Source organism: Acinetobacter sp. YH12094 (assembly GCF_013419295.1).
GTDB classification, from domain to species: domain Bacteria; phylum Pseudomonadota; class Gammaproteobacteria; order Pseudomonadales; family Moraxellaceae; genus Acinetobacter; species Acinetobacter amyesii.
Genome location: NZ_VPAK01000011.1, coordinates 75,861 through 90,625, shown reverse-complemented (window position 1 = coordinate 90,625; position 14,765 = coordinate 75,861). Strand labels below are relative to the sequence as shown.

The following is a 14,765-nucleotide window of genomic DNA, read 5'->3' as shown; positions in this document are numbered from 1 at the left end:
TTTATATTTTATCAGGCACACCAAACAGCTCCTTAAACGCCTGATCAGGGCGTGGCTGCTTCATAAAACTTTCACCGACCAAGAATGCATGAATATCATGTTCTTGCATCATCGCGACATCAGCAGGTGTTGCAATACCGCTTTCTGTCACAAGTAGGCGAGAAGGTTCAAGTAACTTCTTCAAACGTAATGATGTATTGAGGTCAACATCAAAGGTTTTTAAATTACGGTTATTGACGCCTAGTAGACAGTTGTCAGAAAGACGCATTGCACGCTCAAGTTCTTCTTCGTCATGTACTTCAACCAATACGTCGAGATTGTGCTCAAAAGCAGTTTTCGACATTTCTTCGAGTTGTTGATCAGACAAACAAGCCACGATTAATAAAATACAGTCCGCATGTAAAGCACGTGCTTCAATCACACCATAAGGGTCAATTAAAAAATCTTTACGTAGCGCAGGTAAGTCACAGTTCGTACGTGCAATCTGAATGTTTTCATCGGCACCTTGGAAAAAGTCGACATCAGTTAAAACAGACAAACATGCCGCACCAGCATCTTGATATTGCTGCGCAATTTCAGCAGGGTTAAAGTTTTCACGAATGATGCCTTTCGATGGTGATGCTTTTTTAATTTCAGCAATCACCCCCGGACGTTTAGAGCCGAGGTTTTGTGCAAAACCTCGAATGGGTGTAGCTGCTTGAGCTAGCTCTTCGACATCTTTATAGCTATGTTGTTTAAGACGGGCTGCAAATTCTTCTTTTTTACGTTCAACAATTTTACCCAAAATTGTATTGGCGATATCTACCATGATCTGTGTCCTAATCTTAAGCTTCGTATTCTTTTAAAGTTTTCGTAAATTCAGACAAAATGCCCATTTTTTCTAAGGCTTGACCGCCATAGATAATGTCATGTGCTAATGCAACACCTTGTTTATAGCTTTTGGTTAAGCCTGAAACATAAATGCCTGCGCCTGCATTTAGGGCAATCATATTCGCGGCTTTATCACCGAGTGCAGATTTATTTTTACCTAAAGCATCTTTGATCAATTTTAGACTTTCAGCAGCACTATCTACAGATAGACCCGTTAAGGTTTGCGACTCGATATCTACAGCTTCCGGCTGAATTTCCCATTCAGTGACTTCGCCATCCTTGAGTTCAGCAACATAAGTACTTGATGCAAGGCTAATTTCATCTAAACCGTCTTTTGAATGCACCACCAAGACATGTTCTGCACCGAGTTGTTTTAAAACTTCAGCCATAGGACGACATAATTCTGTAGAGAAAACACCAATCACAAAACGTTTTACGCCGGCCGGATTCGTAAGCGGGCCAAGTAGGTTGAAAATACTACGGAAGCCCAATTCTTTACGTGGACCAGCAGCATATTTCATGGCTTTATGATGATTAGGTGCAAAGAGGAAACCCACGCCCATTTCACGAATACAGCGTTCAGTTTGCTGCATGTTCAGGTCAAGGTTGATTCCTGCTTGTTCTAAAAGATCAGAAGAGCCTGATTTTGATGAAACACCACGACCACCATGTTTAGCAATAGTTGCACCTGCTGCTGCAATAACAAAACTAGACGCAGTAGAGACGTTAAATAAGTTTTGACCATCACCACCCGTGCCAACGATATCTACCAAATGTGGCAGATCACTGACATCAATTTTGATCGCAAATTCACGCATTACACGTGCTGCGGCAGTGATTTCATCAATACTTTCACCTTTTTGGCGTAAGCCCATCATCAGTGCGCCAATTTGAGCATCGGTTGCTTCACCTTGCATGATGGTGCGCATCACTTCTTCCATTTGAGGTTGAGTGAGTTCAATATTTTTCGTGATGTTATTTAAAGCTTGTTGAATATTCATAATATTTTTTGCACTCGATTATGCGTAAATTTCTAAGAAGTTTTTAAAGATTTGATGGCCATGTTCACTAAGAATTGATTCAGGGTGAAACTGCACGCCTTCGACAGGCAATGTCTTATGTTTGACTCCCATGATTTCTTCCATCGTGCCATCTTCTTCATTGGTCCAGCAGGTCACTTCTAAACATTCTGGCAAAGTCGCTTGATCAATCACCAAAGAGTGATAGCGAGTAGCGGCAAAAGGAGAAGGGAGGTTGCTGAAAATGCCTTGATCGCTGTGATACATGTCAGATAAACGTCCGTGCATCACTTTTTTAGCGCGAATAATATCGCCGCCAAAAGCTTGTCCTATGGCTTGGTGGCCTAAACACACACCCAGTAAGGGAATTTTTCCCGCAAAGTGTTGAATCGCAGGAATTGAAATACCTGCTTCACTTGGCGAACAAGGGCCAGGACCAATGACTAAATACTTCGGTTGCCATCGCTCGATATCTTCCAATGTCACGGCATCGTTACGTACAACTTTTACTTCCTGATTTAACTCGCCAAAATATTGGACGATGTTGTAGGTAAAAGAGTCATAATTGTCGATCATTAGAAGCATTTTGGATGTAAACCTCTGATTTTTATTGTGGTAATAATTAATTTATCTAATTGTTACTCACAATGTTACTCACATTAGAATTTTTGCTTAAATTTAGCGCAATTAAAAAAGCCGCTAATTTAAGCGGCTACTTTATCAGAGTTTGAGGGTTGTGTGACAACTTCATTTACATAGCTATTCAGCCAGTAACTTAGTTTTCCATCCTTATTTGGTTTTTGGATCACACCATCATTAATACGAGAATAAAGAGAGGGGATTGAGATATTTAATCGTTGGGAAAACTCTCTCACATTTACTCGACGCTCATCCTTTTTTTGAATAGCTTTTTTTAGCTCTTGCATTTCATTAAAGATAGCTTGAAGCAATTCATGTTCAGCATTAGATTTCATCAAGACACCTCCTTCAAACTTTCCACAACATTTCTAGGCAACCCACTCAAATAACAACTAAACAAGTGGTAAAGCTCATCCGCGTTCATTTCATTTACTTCGATCATGCCACCTGTGCCATTTACAACACGCTGGCTTGACCACCCACGCATATTGAAAGTGAACTCATTGTCGTAATCGACTGCATTAACAATCGCATTAAACAGTCCAATTTCTTGTGCATCCCAATTTTCAAAGTAGGGCATGTCTTTAGAAGTTAAGTTGTCAATTTGGAGCTGGGCGAATTGAGGTTTTGTTAATTGAATTTTAGTCATTGGCTGGCTCCTGTGCTTTTAAATCAACTAAACCAACACCTCGATCTGCTAATTGAAAATCAACAGTGTATTCAACAAGCGAATCAATATAAGGTGCATGCCAAATTTCAAACCAGTCACAGCCACCCTTGTATTCTTTTGCTTCTTCTAGCGTCGCACACCAAAAAAAGTTTTTATGTTTCGTGCCATAGCCTGCTTGATACCAGAACTTCATACAGTTACCTGGTTGACTGCGTAAGTCGCGGATGTAATAACCACCTTGACGTTGTGCCACTTCCAGCACCGCTTGGGCTTTGGCTGCTTGCCATATCTTCCAGCCAAAATGGATAATATCCATTTGATAAGAATCATCTTCATTCTTGGAAAATGTTTCATTGTCGGTTTTTCCCATTTTTTTTAAATGGCTTTCAAACGCTTCTCTTTCTTTCTGAATATCCATCACGCCACCTTTTTATTCATAAACTGATCTAACATCTGTATCGGTGTTAATTCTTTTCCCGCAAGTAAGTTTTTTAGGTACGCGACCGATCTTTGCTTTGGAGTTGCTTGCTGATAGTCAGGATGGTTGCCGTCATTCACTTCGCAACCCGCACGCTGAATAAAGCAAACATTTGCTTCATACCAATCTAAATTACTTGAGCTTTTTGCATCAGGATTATCTTGCCCAACAAAGCCAATAAAATGCCAAATTACACAGCGCTTTGACGTATCAGTATTTGCAAAAATAATATCAATCCAAGAGTCTTCATCTGTCGCTTCAAGGTACGGGATAAAATCAGTTAGAAACTTTTTATAATCATCACCATAAACTTCAAAGCAATTAATTTCAGGTCGATTGTCAGTAAAATACTTTTTACCGCATGGAGATGTTTTTAATTCCATCACGCCACCTTCGCCAAATTATTCATCATCACAGCCTTGCGATACTTTCCAGCCATGGCCCATTTCAAGTCATCAACAAAGCTTTTCCCATTGTTGAAATACTGCTTTAGAAAAATCTCATAACGCTGAGATAGGTATTCATCCAATTCGTAAAACTCTTTAATTTCGTGACGCTCGAAAGGAATCACGCTGCGTTTCACACCATCGCTAAATTGTGTTTTCACAATCATGGCGTTTTTCTTGAGTTCAATTTTGTGACCGCCACGATCTAGCCATTCGATAAAAGCAGGTGAAATGCTGTTTGGTAGTTTCATGCTGCAATCCTCCCTTTGCTACGTTCAGTAAATAACTTTTCGTAGTACGCTTGGCAGTGCGGGATCTTGTCTTTGATTTTTTGAATGATTGTTTCATCGCGCTCAATCACAACAGTTGTAAGACGCTCACGAATATCAATCTTTTCAACAAGATCAATCAATTGCTCCCGATCATCCCAATCTTTTGTGAGCTCGACAGGGCAAGGGAATAGCCAAAAATCAATAAAGCCACTCTCGAACTTAATTTCTTTGCCAAAAGTTTTTAGATGCCAGTCTTCATAAGCCATAAAATAACCATGAAGCTGCACGTCATAACCTGCTTTTTTAACCTTCTCCATAGCCTCATCTGCAAAGAAAGGATGGGTGCCAATATCCCAAGTACACTTGGTATCACCAATGGTCGGGGTATTTAATTCAAGAATGTCGCACTCACCAGTGATCAAATCTGTATTCACACGACCTTCATGCTTTTTAAACTTTTTGAAGCGCATCCTCCCAGACATTTCAATCGCCAAGTCTTCTAGCATGTTGCCTTTAGCTGTGAATTGATTCCCTTTGAATGAGCGGAATGTATATAAATCCTCTTTCACCACATCGCGAATCGCATTTTTCGCAGTATCAGAAAGTGATGCATCTTTGAGTTTTTGAACTAAAGCATTTTCCTCTTCGGTGCGCTTTTTCTTACGAATGAGAGTGTTAATTTCATCATTTCGCAACTCACTGGCAATGCTTTGAGCATCACCAATAAGTTTATGTAGAGATGAGCAGCGAAATAGTTTCATGATTGCACCTCCGATAAAACTTTTAATTCAGAAGCTGGAAAAAATCCTGTACCTACATCAAATTCAACAACCCATGGATACTCGCCATTGTACTGACTTGGGTTGTAAGCAATAACCTTACCGATCATGCCGTCATAGCAAATCTCATCAGGTTCGGGAATGTTTATGGTTTCCACTGTGCAACCTACTCTCAATTGCATCACTGAGCCTCCACTGCAATGCGCTGAGCATCTGTCAAACCGTATCCATCAAGGATGTAAGCCTTATCAATCGCGCCAGCATTCAACTGTTCAAGTGCTGCATTAAATTCATCATCAGACAGGGATGGTTTAGGTGCCTCAACCGCTGCTACCTCCACAGCTTTAGCATTCTTAAACCAATCTTTTGCTGAGCTCATACCATCACGAAGGCTGGTAAAAATCTTGCGAAGTGACACCACGTTTGCAGGGGTAATGGCTTCAAGTCGGCGCTGAATGAAGCCCTCAATATCTTCTTTAGTAACACCAAACTGCTCGAAAGCTTTAACTAGTTTCTGCACGCCTTCTGGTGATGTATCTGCATTTGCATGGATGGTTTTTTCACACTGATCCACAGCAGCATCCACAACATCACCTGGAATTACGCCCAAGATGCAGGCACGAAGTCGACGTGCGCCATTGTTTGCAACCAGCTCATAAATATCGCGCGGATCGGTCAGTTTTTTAGATCCACTGCGTGTGAAGCGAATATGTGGAACCTGAAAAACCTTGGTTTGACGAGTATTGGTTTCAACATCCCAAGCAAAGGCTTCAACAGTAGATTCACCGTTTTCAGATGAAAGCTCGCGAATTCCGTACTGAATATTCCCCCAGTTCTGAGCAAGCATTTCAGCCAAGCGAATTGATGGGCCAGAGATTGAACTACCACCGCGTGCATAGGAATACACAGCGGACTGGGCTAATCCTGGACGCTGACAAGCATTCATCACGCGGTCGTAAGCTTCAATTGGATTACGTGGAAACTGCTTTGCAATCACAAGGGCAGCTTGAACCTCAGCAACTGCACGCTGACTATCAGCCTGAACAGTAGACATTGCTTGAGTTTGTGGCGCAGAAACCGCAAACGGATTTTGATTTACATGTACTGGTGCATTCATCCGTAAATCTCCTCTGCCATATCCTCAGCAACATAAGTAGCTTGCTGTTCAGATTCTTTTAAAAACTGTTCTTCACACCAATCCACAATCAACACATTCAACGCACGTAACTGCTCAGGAAGTAAGACAAATTCATTACCTTCTTTAGTTACCACAGCATCAGTTTTCATTACAGTTACCAGTGTGTTTTCAATTGCTTTAAAAGCAGGGATATCAATTTCATGACAGTTCTGTGGATCTGAATCACCAACTGCAAAACCTTGTGTGCACTCAAGTAATGGCATGCTACATTCGATAGACGCATCACTGATAAAGTCGAAGCGATATTGGAGCGTGAATTTAACCTTACCGTCTTGAATAGCAATGTCTTCAGCCACTTCAAAATCAGGGAAGACAGGAGCAAGGATTAAGGTGTTAGCTTTGATGTTCATGATGGCACCTCATCTGCAGGCAACCCCAAGGCCGCATTCAAGCGATTAACTTGAACAGCAGGAAGAATTGCTATTGCTGGTTTTTGTTCAAACTTTTCAAGCAATGATTTTGATTCAGGCCAAACTTCCCAAAGCTTTTTAAAGGTATGAACACTTTCAAGAACAGCATTAATTTCACGCGACATAACATTGCGCTGATTCTTTGTGTCATTCACTTTGTCATTAGCTTGCAGCCAAGCAATTGCAACCGGGTTGTCAGCAAGAAAAGCAATTCGTGAATAATTACTTTCGTATGACATGGGTTTTGATTCACTAAGAGATACAATGTGTCGCTGACCACCAATGTTTGTATCCATGCGACTTTGCTTGTAAAGGAAACTAGCTGGTAATTTCTTCATAGTTTTGAGGTGCTCACCATGGTGATCCATGTAGAGAGCATCACCAGCAGCAATAAGTTCAGCTTCGGCTTTAGACTGTTTTTCAGAAAATGCATGATCTAAAACAGTTTTAAGCATTGACTGACGAATTTGTTTTGTTAAACGACTCATCACACACCTCCCTTAATTGCCAAAACAGTCTGACGATCCATTTGCTCAGCGTGCTTATAAAAAGCCATTAGTGCCAATCCAAAGAAGATTGAAATGAGCAGGGCGATAGCAAAGAAATCACCAATGCGTTTTTTAGCTTTAGCGGGCTTCATTTCTTCAGCTGTAGGGTGTTGGTAAAGACGCGCAGATGTTTGGCTTTTGTTAGAAGTAAACTCTGGTGTATTGCTATGTGAAAATTGTTGTTCCATAATGACCTCGCAGTTTGCAAAGCACATCAGTAGGTAAGAGGATTGATGTGCTTTTTTATTGTCTGTGAGATAAATATAAGAAAACTTAGTTTTATAGTCAATAGTTTTTATAAGAAATCTTATTTTTAATTCTTTTGAAACTTATTTTTAGAGATGTAACAGACAAAAGAAAACCCACCGCTGAGGTGGGTTGTAGAAGATACCAAGAGAAGATTAAGGGCGATGCATTCTATCGGCTAAATAATAAATACCAAATAAAGTCACCATAATCATCTGCCAAAAAACGAAAAAGAATATGAGTGCCACTACATAGTAAATACTATTATAAATTACCGCGGAAACCGCAAAAATATCGACAGAATAAACCAAACGGACAATAAATATAAAAACTGCGCTTAGAATGCTGATTGCTGATAGATAGCCAAATAAGAGAGTTAAGTAACGACGACGACTTAATTTCGACTCTCTTAGTCCTCCTGCAACCGGTTCGCGCAAAAAAGGTGCAGGAAGAGACATTACATTGTCCATAGGCGCGTAATTATACGAAGCAATCGCTGCTAATGAGCCAATATAGAAACCTGGTAATATCTGCACAAAAGTAGATATATTGTCAAAGGCATCGTGATCAAAAATATTAACCCCTTCTGCACTATTAAAGTCAATTAAGGCAAAAATTGAGCAAAAAACAATAGCTAGCGTACAAGGTAAAATATATAGCAGTGAGCGCAAGTTATCCCCACTATTTGGGTATTGAACTTTTAAAAAATCAAAAGCTTTCAATGCGTAACCGAACATAAATCACCTATTGTTTAGAATAGTCGCCACACCTCACTCAGGAAGACATGATTAATTTGAGTATTATCTGAGTGGGCAATTCGCCCGTTAGTTGGATCAAAAGCCTTCTTCAATACAAAGGCCGAATTTAAGCTATTAGCATTATCCAATGGGATAGTTTGTTCTCCACCTGCTTCATTTTCAATAATAGCAAAAGTAGTTATATCATCAAGATTTAGTTTATTTCGCATGGCTGTATCAATTAATGAGCGCATATAGCCTTGGGGTGTATCATTAGCTGTTAAAGGGGTGATACCAAAATCCAAAGCAGCACTTAAGCGCGTTAAGCGTTGATTTGGATCATTAAGATTTGATGTAACCTTGCCTTTCAATCTAATTTTATTGAGACGTCCAGACTTGATTGCCTCAGTTAATAACTCACCTGCAATTGGATAAAAGCTAGATATTACATTGAATTTATAGATATCAGGTGAGCCATCTGGATTGTTTGCATTATCAGGATTAGTTACTTGGAAAACACCTTCTGAGTTTGGAGATACTTTTTTAAGTTGTCGCAAATACCAATTTAAGGTTTTCCCCAAAATTGATGTTGGCATTCCGACCACATGTTCCACACCCATTACAGCTAAAAGTGGGTGGTTTGGATCTAATTTAATTACGCAATGACATAGGTGCTTAACACTTTGGTTCTTACCTCTTCTCTGAACAGCATTAGCGCCAGTTACCTTATCTCGAAGCGTACGATCAGGAGCTAAACCATCATAATAACCAAATACAATATCAATTTTAGTTGAGGTGATTTCTAAATATTCTATAGTCGTGCTATATGTACCATTTTTATAACTATATTCCTGAGTCAAATTATTTAAGTTTTTTTTGATTAAAGTGAAGGTATCATAGATATTTACATGATCTATTGGAGGTAATTTTGATTTTTCACCTCTTGTTTTTAAGCAGAACTCATAATACTGCACTATGATTTTATCCGACATTATGTAACCCCCTTATAGGTTAAAGTTATAGGTTAAAGTTTTAACGTGTAGCTAAATAAAATTAAGTTTTTTAAAGAATTTCTCAAAATTAAAATCAGTATTTGATTCTTGAAATTAAACTTTAAATAAACCAAAACCCCACAAAGTGGAGTGATGTCTGCTATCACCCGATCCAAGGGTCGCGTCGGGTTCGCAGTTTCAATAAACCCCAAGCACCCCCATGCTTGGGTAAATTATCTTAATTCATTCTTGTTCTGCGCTTAGCGCGATATGTATAGCGAATACAGTCAACAACTTGACCTACAAAATGGCAATCCTCATCTAAAGGAATGATGTTGGGTTGGAAGTTTGGATTTAGCGCCTGAAGGTAGCGAGATCCATCAGTCTCAATTACCAATTTTTTAAATGTAGCGTCTTCAAGTCTTCTTACAACAATCATGTCACCAGACTGCATATCACTGTAATAAACATCAGGATCAACAAGAATATAGTCACCTTCAAGGAAATCAGGATTATTACTAATACCTTGAACCTTTAAGTAAAAACAATTTGTACATTCTTCAGGAAGTGGAAGCCATTCCTCTACTTGCGACATATCCACAGCTTGAACACTGGTGAATACGCCAGCTTGAACCCATGAAAGTACTGGGGCCATCTTTGACACTACAGGTGTTACATTTCCAAAAGTGCTACTAGGCTCGCCTTTACCAGTAAGAATGTACTCAGTAGAAACACCTAATTCATTTGCTATTGCATCAAGTGAAGCTGCTTTAGGCAAATAACTATCCTTTTCCCATTCCGTGACAGCAGGCGAACTTACACCTGCAATCTTAGCTAATTGTGCTTGAGTTAATTTTTTTGAGCGTCTAAGCGCACGTATACGCTGACCAATAGTTTGATTTTCCATATAAGTTATCTTACATATTGCTTTTATAAGTTTTCTTTGATTAAATACTAAGAAATCTTATTTTTAAGGTGTGCGAAATGACCAGACAAGAAGCTTTTGAGCTACTTGGCGTTAATGGTGTTGAGTTGGCTGAGATGCTTGGAATTAAGCCGCCAGCTGTTTACCAATGGCCAGAAAATAAAATACCACTTGCACGTGAATATCAGATTCGCGACTTAGCAAGCGGGAAAGTTCCACTTAAGCGCCAAACAGAGGTGTGCTTATGAGTCTTGATAAAAAATCTACACATGTTCGTTTATCTCCTGAGAACCATGAACGCGCAAAGGTTCTCTCAAATATCAAAGGAAAAGATCTTGCACAGTACCTTGCTTATTTACTTGAAAAAGAAATAGCAGGTGAGTGGCATGTACTTAATTTACAAGCAAAATCATTCGAGCGCTTGGGAGTATCAGCTTTGTTGCGGGATTTAAGTACCGAGGTTCAATTTCATGAGGGATCGGAAGGGATTTGCAGGGATTTAGGCAAAGAAAAAGCCTGATGGTCAAGATCAGGCTTTTAGTAATTCAAATAACAGGAGTCATTGAATATGAAAACTAATTTAGCACAACAGCCCCAATGGGGCAAATGTCTAAGCCCTAAAAATATTCATTTCATCAGTGGTTTAACCCTTACAAGCCCCTTTGAAGGAGCTTAGAAGCTATGCGCGAATATGGAAAAGTATCACCACACTTTTGGACAGGATCGACTGGTAAACAGTTGAGACAATGTCCTGAGTCTTTAGTGGTATCTATGTATTTAATGACTAGCCCTCACGCCAATATGTTGGGGCTTTACTACATGCCACTTTTATATGTGGCTCATGAAACAGGCTTAGGCATGGAAGGGGCTTCGAAGGGGCTTCAATGGGCTTGCGAAGCAGGTTTTTGCAGTTATGATCACGCTTCTGAAATGGTGTGGGTTCATGAAATGGCTCGCTTCCAAATTGCTGACAAATTAAAGAGTACTGATAAGCGCAGTATTGGTGTTCAAAACGAATACAACTCATTACCTTCAAACCCTTATCTAGCAAGCTTTTACGATAAATACAGTCAAGCATTTTGTATGACTGAAAAACGTCAAAATACAGTTAAAAAAGTAGTTAAAAACGAAGCCCCTTCGAAGCCCCTTGCAAGCCAAGAGCAGGAACAGGAGCAGGAACAAGAGAATACACACACAAACGCGCAAGCAGATTTTTCAGAAAGCGATCATTGGAAACCAGATCTTGAACAACTGGCGATTGCCTTAAGAACCACAAAATATTCTCAACGAGTTTCTGAAATCCTAAGCATGGAAGATTTTCAATTCCATCTTGGGAATTTTAATACTCACCATGAAAACAATCACCAGCTCACTGATAACCAAAAACTTCGAAAGTTTGCACAGTGGATTTTTCAGGAGTTTGAAAAACAACTGGCTAAGACTGAGCGTGAAGCTAAAAAATCTACAGGCCGTATTCCCGAAAAACAAAACTCTCGCAACGTAAACGATGCATGGGGTGAAGTTCAGCAGTATGCACCTGCCAGTGACAACATTGAATTGGAGGATTTGGTATGAACGCATCAATCCTGAATACAAAAATCCAAATGAGTGCTGAGTTCTGTGAAGCTCACAAGGTTCAAAAAGTTCGAGTAGGGCAATCTGCAATTTGCAAGCAATGTGCTTCAGAGATTTTAAGCAAAGCTCACAAGGATCACGAGGTCGAAGTAAATCGCATGGTTCGTGAAAAGCATTTTGAGGGGGCTAAGCTACCAGCTCGTCATGCGAATAGCGGCTTCAAAGATTACATCGTAAAAAACATTGGTCAGCAGAACGCCAAGCAACACTGCACTGCATTCACAAAAGATTTCAAGCAAGGCGTTAACCGCAATTTGATTATGGTGGGTCGTACAGGCACAGGCAAAACACATCTGGCATGCGCTGTAGCTCGGAACATCTTGAAATCACGCAAATATGCTCGTTACATCACTTCGGAAGATATGGGTAATGAGATTGCAAATGCGTGGAAAAAGCCTGATGACACAGAATCAAACGCAATTCACCGATTCACCGAATATGACCTGTTAATTCTTGATGAGTACGGCTTGCATGACCGTCACGAAAATCGGTTGCAGCTTGTACACAAAGTTTTATATGCGCGTTATGACGCAGCAAAGCCAACCATGTTGATCTCAAACATGACTATGGCTGAACTGCAAAAAGATTTGGGTGATCGTCTTTGGTCGCGGTTTCAGCATGATGGCCTGGTGATTGTGGAATGTAATTGGGCGGATCAGCGTGTAGGAGGTGGGGTGTGAAGATTTTGATTGCTTGTGAAAAATCAGGTGCGGTGCGAGATGCATTTATCAAACTTGGTCACGATGCTATTTCTTGCGACATTCAGCCAAGCGATTCGAACTTTGGCCCACACTACCAGGGTGATGTGCGCGACCTTCTTGATTATCCGTTTGACATGATGATTGCACACCCTCCATGCACACATATTGCTGTGAGCGGTGCTGCCTGGTTCAAGGATAAAGTTTTAGATGGACGCCAACATGCAGCAGTTAGTTTTTTTATGATGTTGGCAAAAAGCAATATTCCGCGGATTGCTATTGAAAACCCTGTCTGCATTATGTCGAGCGTGTGGCGTAAACCCGACCAAATCATTCAGCCTTGGCAGTTTGGGGATGAGGCTCAAAAAACAACATGCCTTTGGTTGAAGGGGCTGCCATCGCTTAAACCAACAAATATTGTTGATAAAGGGGAGATGGTTGAGTTTGCAAGCGGTAAACGCATGGCTAAATGGTATGCAGATGCAAGAGGAAGCTCTGAGAGATCAAATATAAGAAGTAAAACATTTCAGGGGATTGCGGATGCCATGGCGATGCAGTGGGGTGGGGATATGCGTCAAGGTGACCAGGGCGACCTATTTGGAGGTGTGGCATGACATTCAAAACAGCATCACCTAGCAGAGACCGTGCACGCAGCGCATTTGAAAAGCGTCTAGATATTTTGATTCTTGCGGCGCATGCAGGATGTGAAATTACCGTGACTGATGTGCTTGAGGCCGCATTGGAGACATCAAGAATGACAGCAAGGGCTTGTCTAAATGATCTGGTTGAATGCGGCTACTTGGTTAAAACAACGATCTATGCGTATCAAGCCACAGAGCAATGCAAACAACTATTTGGGGTGAAGGGATGAAAGCACAGCAATTTATTGAAGACCATGGATTAGAGCAGGCACGCAATTTACTAGGGATGCTTAAAAATCTTGGCTGTCCTAATGATATGAAGTTCACAGTCATAAATGGGATGTGGCACAGATCAAGTGAGGGGTTTACGTACGATGATCTTAGTACTGCCATCGCTGACCACGACCGCACGGACCATGTATCAGACATTCGCAATCATATTGCGCCGACGACGAGGGTGATTGAGGGATGACTTTAAACAAAAAACAACGTGCAGAACTCAAGATGAAATTTGGTGGTCATTGTGCTTATTGTGGCTGTGAGTTGGGTGACAAGTGGCATGCGGATCATATTGAGGCAGTTAAGCGGGACATTATCCACGTTGGTGGTGGGAAGTTAATTTCAGGAGAAATGACTCGACCACACCTAGACACGATTGAAAACATGAATCCAGCATGTGTGCCTTGCAACTCCAATAAATCATCAATGTCTTTGAAGTCGTGGCGCAGTCTTTTAACTCACTATCGTGATGTTCAGTTGCTAAGGGACAGCACTCATGCTCGTCATCTGCATCGTTTTGGATTGATTGAAATTAAATCTGATCCAGTGGTGTTCTTTTTTGAGACTTGGCGAGGTGAGCATGAATAAGCACTTTCAAACATTGGTTGGCTTTAAAAATGGAACTAAGAAGATTTTTAAAGATTGTTTTTATGATCTTTGGGATGCATGGGATGAACTTTTAAGTGCATTCAAGAAAATTGGTTTTGTGGTTTTTGTGTTTGTTGTTTGGTTATTCGGTCTTGCTTTGATCTGCATTTTGCCACTGGCTACATGGTTGCGTTTGAAGTGGGAGCGCGATGCTGAGGAAAAAAGAAAAAAGGCTGTTCAGGAGTGTATGGATCGCATGACCTGTTTGCATAACAAGCGAGGTGACAGTGACCAGCATCTCACTCACTGAATACCATAAACAATATGCGCCCAAGACTAAACCCAAGTCAGGGCGCAGCAAATTTAACTCACAGCGCATTGAAAAGGATGGAATGAAGTTCGATAGCGTCAAAGAGTACAAGCGCTATATCGAGCTTACAGCGCGAATGCAAAGGGGTGAAATTTCAGAGTTACGGTGTCAGGTCAAATTTGTCTTGGCACCCAAAGTGAGATTGGAAGGCGAGAAAAGAGCAAAACCCGAATTGAGGTATTACGCGGATTTTACATACATCGAAAACGGGAAATTCATTGTTGAAGATGTGAAGTCGCCGGGAACGAGAAATTTACCGAGTTATCGCAACAAGAAACACCTTATGAAAACAGTACACGATATCGATATTAAAGAAGTTTGAGGG

27 protein-coding genes are annotated in these 14,765 nt (G+C 40.6%); 10 read left to right on the top strand and 17 right to left on the bottom strand.

What is annotated here, in order from left to right:
• Nucleotide 1: 1 nt before the first annotated feature.
• The 17 genes from trpC to FTU34_RS10175 form a co-directional block, all read right to left on the bottom strand.
• Complete coding sequence (trpC, locus tag FTU34_RS10255) at nucleotides 2–808, bottom strand: indole-3-glycerol phosphate synthase TrpC (protein ID WP_180035551.1); 807 nt, start codon at nucleotides 806–808, stop codon at nucleotides 2–4.
• A gap of 16 nt (nucleotides 809–824) precedes the next feature.
• A complete protein-coding gene (gene trpD, locus FTU34_RS10250) occupies nucleotides 825–1,871 on the bottom strand; it encodes an anthranilate phosphoribosyltransferase (RefSeq protein WP_168379163.1) in 1,047 nt (348 codons plus the stop codon).
• A gap of 18 nt (nucleotides 1,872–1,889) precedes the next feature.
• A complete protein-coding gene (locus tag FTU34_RS10245) occupies nucleotides 1,890–2,474 on the bottom strand; it encodes an aminodeoxychorismate/anthranilate synthase component II (RefSeq protein WP_218945341.1) in 585 nt (194 codons plus the stop codon).
• A 119-nt stretch (nucleotides 2,475–2,593) separates the two neighbouring features.
• On the bottom strand, nucleotides 2,594–2,863 hold the full coding sequence (locus tag FTU34_RS10240) for a hypothetical protein (protein WP_078191966.1): 270 nt from the start codon (nucleotides 2,861–2,863) through the stop codon (nucleotides 2,594–2,596).
• A complete protein-coding gene (locus FTU34_RS10235; protein WP_180035552.1) occupies nucleotides 2,863–3,177 on the bottom strand; it encodes a hypothetical protein in 315 nt (104 codons plus the stop codon). The genes FTU34_RS10240 and FTU34_RS10235 overlap by 1 nt, the downstream gene beginning before the upstream one ends.
• Nucleotides 3,170–3,616, bottom strand: a complete 447-nt coding sequence (locus FTU34_RS10230) for a hypothetical protein (protein WP_180035553.1) — start codon at nucleotides 3,614–3,616, stop codon at nucleotides 3,170–3,172. The genes FTU34_RS10235 and FTU34_RS10230 overlap by 8 nt, the downstream gene beginning before the upstream one ends.
• Nucleotides 3,616–4,059 carry a hypothetical protein gene (locus FTU34_RS10225; RefSeq protein WP_180035554.1) on the bottom strand — a complete coding sequence of 148 codons (444 nt, stop codon included), beginning with the start codon at nucleotides 4,057–4,059 and terminating at the stop codon, nucleotides 3,616–3,618. The genes FTU34_RS10230 and FTU34_RS10225 overlap by 1 nt, the downstream gene beginning before the upstream one ends.
• Nucleotides 4,059–4,373, bottom strand: coding sequence for a hypothetical protein (locus tag FTU34_RS10220; RefSeq protein WP_180035555.1), 315 nt, complete (start codon nucleotides 4,371–4,373; stop codon nucleotides 4,059–4,061). Before FTU34_RS10220 ends, FTU34_RS10225 begins: the two co-directional genes overlap by 1 nt.
• Complete coding sequence (locus FTU34_RS10215; RefSeq protein WP_218950064.1) at nucleotides 4,370–5,155, bottom strand: hypothetical protein; 786 nt, start codon at nucleotides 5,153–5,155, stop codon at nucleotides 4,370–4,372. Before FTU34_RS10215 ends, FTU34_RS10220 begins: the two co-directional genes overlap by 4 nt.
• Complete coding sequence (locus FTU34_RS10210) at nucleotides 5,152–5,355, bottom strand: hypothetical protein (protein ID WP_180035556.1); 204 nt, start codon at nucleotides 5,353–5,355, stop codon at nucleotides 5,152–5,154. Before FTU34_RS10210 ends, FTU34_RS10215 begins: the two co-directional genes overlap by 4 nt.
• Nucleotides 5,355–6,290, bottom strand: coding sequence for a hypothetical protein (locus FTU34_RS10205; RefSeq protein WP_180035557.1), 936 nt, complete (start codon nucleotides 6,288–6,290; stop codon nucleotides 5,355–5,357). The genes FTU34_RS10210 and FTU34_RS10205 overlap by 1 nt, the downstream gene beginning before the upstream one ends.
• Nucleotides 6,287–6,721: a hypothetical protein gene (locus tag FTU34_RS10200; protein ID WP_180035558.1), complete on the bottom strand. Its 435-nt coding sequence runs from the start codon at nucleotides 6,719–6,721 to the stop codon at nucleotides 6,287–6,289. Before FTU34_RS10200 ends, FTU34_RS10205 begins: the two co-directional genes overlap by 4 nt.
• A complete protein-coding gene (locus FTU34_RS10195; RefSeq protein ID WP_180035559.1) occupies nucleotides 6,718–7,269 on the bottom strand; it encodes an Nmad5 family putative nucleotide modification protein in 552 nt (183 codons plus the stop codon). Before FTU34_RS10195 ends, FTU34_RS10200 begins: the two co-directional genes overlap by 4 nt.
• Nucleotides 7,269–7,517, bottom strand: coding sequence for a hypothetical protein (locus tag FTU34_RS10190; RefSeq protein WP_180035560.1), 249 nt, complete (start codon nucleotides 7,515–7,517; stop codon nucleotides 7,269–7,271). The genes FTU34_RS10195 and FTU34_RS10190 overlap by 1 nt, the downstream gene beginning before the upstream one ends.
• Before the next feature lie 213 nt (nucleotides 7,518–7,730).
• Nucleotides 7,731–8,312: a hypothetical protein gene (locus FTU34_RS10185; protein WP_180035561.1), complete on the bottom strand. Its 582-nt coding sequence runs from the start codon at nucleotides 8,310–8,312 to the stop codon at nucleotides 7,731–7,733.
• A gap of 14 nt (nucleotides 8,313–8,326) precedes the next feature.
• Nucleotides 8,327–9,304, bottom strand: a complete 978-nt coding sequence (locus tag FTU34_RS10180; RefSeq protein WP_180035562.1) for a hypothetical protein — start codon at nucleotides 9,302–9,304, stop codon at nucleotides 8,327–8,329.
• Between the two features lie 238 nt (nucleotides 9,305–9,542).
• Nucleotides 9,543–10,211 carry a LexA family transcriptional regulator gene (locus FTU34_RS10175; protein ID WP_180035563.1) on the bottom strand — a complete coding sequence of 223 codons (669 nt, stop codon included), beginning with the start codon at nucleotides 10,209–10,211 and terminating at the stop codon, nucleotides 9,543–9,545.
• A gap of 77 nt (nucleotides 10,212–10,288) precedes the next feature.
• On the opposite strand from FTU34_RS10175, the gene FTU34_RS10170 reads away from it, so the two are divergent.
• From FTU34_RS10170 to FTU34_RS10125, 10 genes are all read left to right on the top strand, one after another.
• The gene (locus FTU34_RS10170; protein ID WP_180004867.1) at nucleotides 10,289–10,477 is read left to right on the top strand and encodes a Cro/CI family transcriptional regulator; all 189 of its coding nucleotides are present in this window, start codon (nucleotides 10,289–10,291) and stop codon (nucleotides 10,475–10,477) included.
• Nucleotides 10,474–10,749, top strand: a complete 276-nt coding sequence (locus FTU34_RS10165) for a hypothetical protein (RefSeq protein WP_078191951.1) — start codon at nucleotides 10,474–10,476, stop codon at nucleotides 10,747–10,749. Before FTU34_RS10170 ends, FTU34_RS10165 begins: the two co-directional genes overlap by 4 nt.
• 161 nt (nucleotides 10,750–10,910) lie before the next feature.
• Nucleotides 10,911–11,804 carry a hypothetical protein gene (locus FTU34_RS10160; protein WP_180035564.1) on the top strand — a complete coding sequence of 298 codons (894 nt, stop codon included), beginning with the start codon at nucleotides 10,911–10,913 and terminating at the stop codon, nucleotides 11,802–11,804.
• Complete coding sequence (locus FTU34_RS10155; RefSeq protein ID WP_180035565.1) at nucleotides 11,801–12,544, top strand: ATP-binding protein; 744 nt, start codon at nucleotides 11,801–11,803, stop codon at nucleotides 12,542–12,544. Before FTU34_RS10160 ends, FTU34_RS10155 begins: the two co-directional genes overlap by 4 nt.
• Nucleotides 12,541–13,176: a DNA cytosine methyltransferase gene (locus tag FTU34_RS10150; RefSeq protein WP_180035566.1), complete on the top strand. Its 636-nt coding sequence runs from the start codon at nucleotides 12,541–12,543 to the stop codon at nucleotides 13,174–13,176. Before FTU34_RS10155 ends, FTU34_RS10150 begins: the two co-directional genes overlap by 4 nt.
• A complete protein-coding gene (locus FTU34_RS10145) occupies nucleotides 13,173–13,433 on the top strand; it encodes a hypothetical protein (protein ID WP_180035567.1) in 261 nt (86 codons plus the stop codon). The genes FTU34_RS10150 and FTU34_RS10145 overlap by 4 nt, the downstream gene beginning before the upstream one ends.
• Nucleotides 13,430–13,675 (top strand): hypothetical protein, encoded by a 246-nt coding sequence (locus FTU34_RS10140; protein WP_180035568.1) that lies wholly within the window; start codon nucleotides 13,430–13,432, stop codon nucleotides 13,673–13,675. Before FTU34_RS10145 ends, FTU34_RS10140 begins: the two co-directional genes overlap by 4 nt.
• A complete protein-coding gene (locus tag FTU34_RS10135) occupies nucleotides 13,672–14,070 on the top strand; it encodes an HNH endonuclease (RefSeq protein WP_180035569.1) in 399 nt (132 codons plus the stop codon). The genes FTU34_RS10140 and FTU34_RS10135 overlap by 4 nt, the downstream gene beginning before the upstream one ends.
• The gene (locus FTU34_RS10130; protein WP_180035570.1) at nucleotides 14,063–14,380 is read left to right on the top strand and encodes a hypothetical protein; all 318 of its coding nucleotides are present in this window, start codon (nucleotides 14,063–14,065) and stop codon (nucleotides 14,378–14,380) included. The genes FTU34_RS10135 and FTU34_RS10130 overlap by 8 nt, the downstream gene beginning before the upstream one ends.
• Nucleotides 14,358–14,762: a DUF1064 domain-containing protein gene (locus tag FTU34_RS10125; RefSeq protein ID WP_180035571.1), complete on the top strand. Its 405-nt coding sequence runs from the start codon at nucleotides 14,358–14,360 to the stop codon at nucleotides 14,760–14,762. The genes FTU34_RS10130 and FTU34_RS10125 overlap by 23 nt, the downstream gene beginning before the upstream one ends.
• Nucleotides 14,763–14,765: the final 3 nt, after the last annotated feature.

Bases quoted from the DNA above. Each gene is read 5' to 3' on its own strand.
- FTU34_RS10140 (WP_180035568.1), top strand. From the start codon at position 13,430: ATGAAAGCACAGCAATTTATTGAAGACCATGGATTAGAGCAGGCACGC.
- FTU34_RS10225 (WP_180035554.1), bottom strand. From the start codon at position 4,059: ATGGAATTAAAAACATCTCCATGCGGTAAAAAGTATTTTACTGACAAT.
- FTU34_RS10165 (WP_078191951.1), top strand. From the start codon at position 10,474: ATGAGTCTTGATAAAAAATCTACACATGTTCGTTTATCTCCTGAGAAC.
- FTU34_RS10130 (WP_180035570.1), top strand. From the start codon at position 14,063: ATGAATAAGCACTTTCAAACATTGGTTGGCTTTAAAAATGGAACTAAG.
- FTU34_RS10135 (WP_180035569.1), top strand. From the start codon at position 13,672: ATGACTTTAAACAAAAAACAACGTGCAGAACTCAAGATGAAATTTGGT.
- FTU34_RS10160 (WP_180035564.1), top strand. From the start codon at position 10,911: ATGCGCGAATATGGAAAAGTATCACCACACTTTTGGACAGGATCGACT.
- FTU34_RS10230 (WP_180035553.1), bottom strand. From the start codon at position 3,616: ATGGATATTCAGAAAGAAAGAGAAGCGTTTGAAAGCCATTTAAAAAAA.
- FTU34_RS10240 (WP_078191966.1), bottom strand. From the start codon at position 2,863: ATGAAATCTAATGCTGAACATGAATTGCTTCAAGCTATCTTTAATGAA.
- FTU34_RS10145 (WP_180035567.1), top strand. From the start codon at position 13,173: ATGACATTCAAAACAGCATCACCTAGCAGAGACCGTGCACGCAGCGCA.
- FTU34_RS10245 (WP_218945341.1), bottom strand. From the start codon at position 2,474: ATGCTTCTAATGATCGACAATTATGACTCTTTTACCTACAACATCGTC.
- FTU34_RS10235 (WP_180035552.1), bottom strand. From the start codon at position 3,177: ATGACTAAAATTCAATTAACAAAACCTCAATTCGCCCAGCTCCAAATT.
- FTU34_RS10200 (WP_180035558.1), bottom strand. From the start codon at position 6,721: ATGAACATCAAAGCTAACACCTTAATCCTTGCTCCTGTCTTCCCTGAT.
- FTU34_RS10190 (WP_180035560.1), bottom strand. From the start codon at position 7,517: ATGGAACAACAATTTTCACATAGCAATACACCAGAGTTTACTTCTAAC.
- FTU34_RS10155 (WP_180035565.1), top strand. From the start codon at position 11,801: ATGAACGCATCAATCCTGAATACAAAAATCCAAATGAGTGCTGAGTTC.
- FTU34_RS10175 (WP_180035563.1), bottom strand. From the start codon at position 10,211: ATGGAAAATCAAACTATTGGTCAGCGTATACGTGCGCTTAGACGCTCA.
- FTU34_RS10205 (WP_180035557.1), bottom strand. From the start codon at position 6,290: ATGAATGCACCAGTACATGTAAATCAAAATCCGTTTGCGGTTTCTGCG.
- trpC (WP_180035551.1), bottom strand. From the start codon at position 808: ATGGTAGATATCGCCAATACAATTTTGGGTAAAATTGTTGAACGTAAA.
- trpD (WP_168379163.1), bottom strand. From the start codon at position 1,871: ATGAATATTCAACAAGCTTTAAATAACATCACGAAAAATATTGAACTC.
- FTU34_RS10185 (WP_180035561.1), bottom strand. From the start codon at position 8,312: ATGTTCGGTTACGCATTGAAAGCTTTTGATTTTTTAAAAGTTCAATAC.
- FTU34_RS10170 (WP_180004867.1), top strand. From the start codon at position 10,289: ATGACCAGACAAGAAGCTTTTGAGCTACTTGGCGTTAATGGTGTTGAG.
- FTU34_RS10210 (WP_180035556.1), bottom strand. From the start codon at position 5,355: ATGCAATTGAGAGTAGGTTGCACAGTGGAAACCATAAACATTCCCGAA.
- FTU34_RS10220 (WP_180035555.1), bottom strand. From the start codon at position 4,373: ATGAAACTACCAAACAGCATTTCACCTGCTTTTATCGAATGGCTAGAT.
- FTU34_RS10180 (WP_180035562.1), bottom strand. From the start codon at position 9,304: ATGTCGGATAAAATCATAGTGCAGTATTATGAGTTCTGCTTAAAAACA.
- FTU34_RS10215 (WP_218950064.1), bottom strand. From the start codon at position 5,155: ATGAAACTATTTCGCTGCTCATCTCTACATAAACTTATTGGTGATGCT.
- FTU34_RS10195 (WP_180035559.1), bottom strand. From the start codon at position 7,269: ATGAGTCGTTTAACAAAACAAATTCGTCAGTCAATGCTTAAAACTGTT.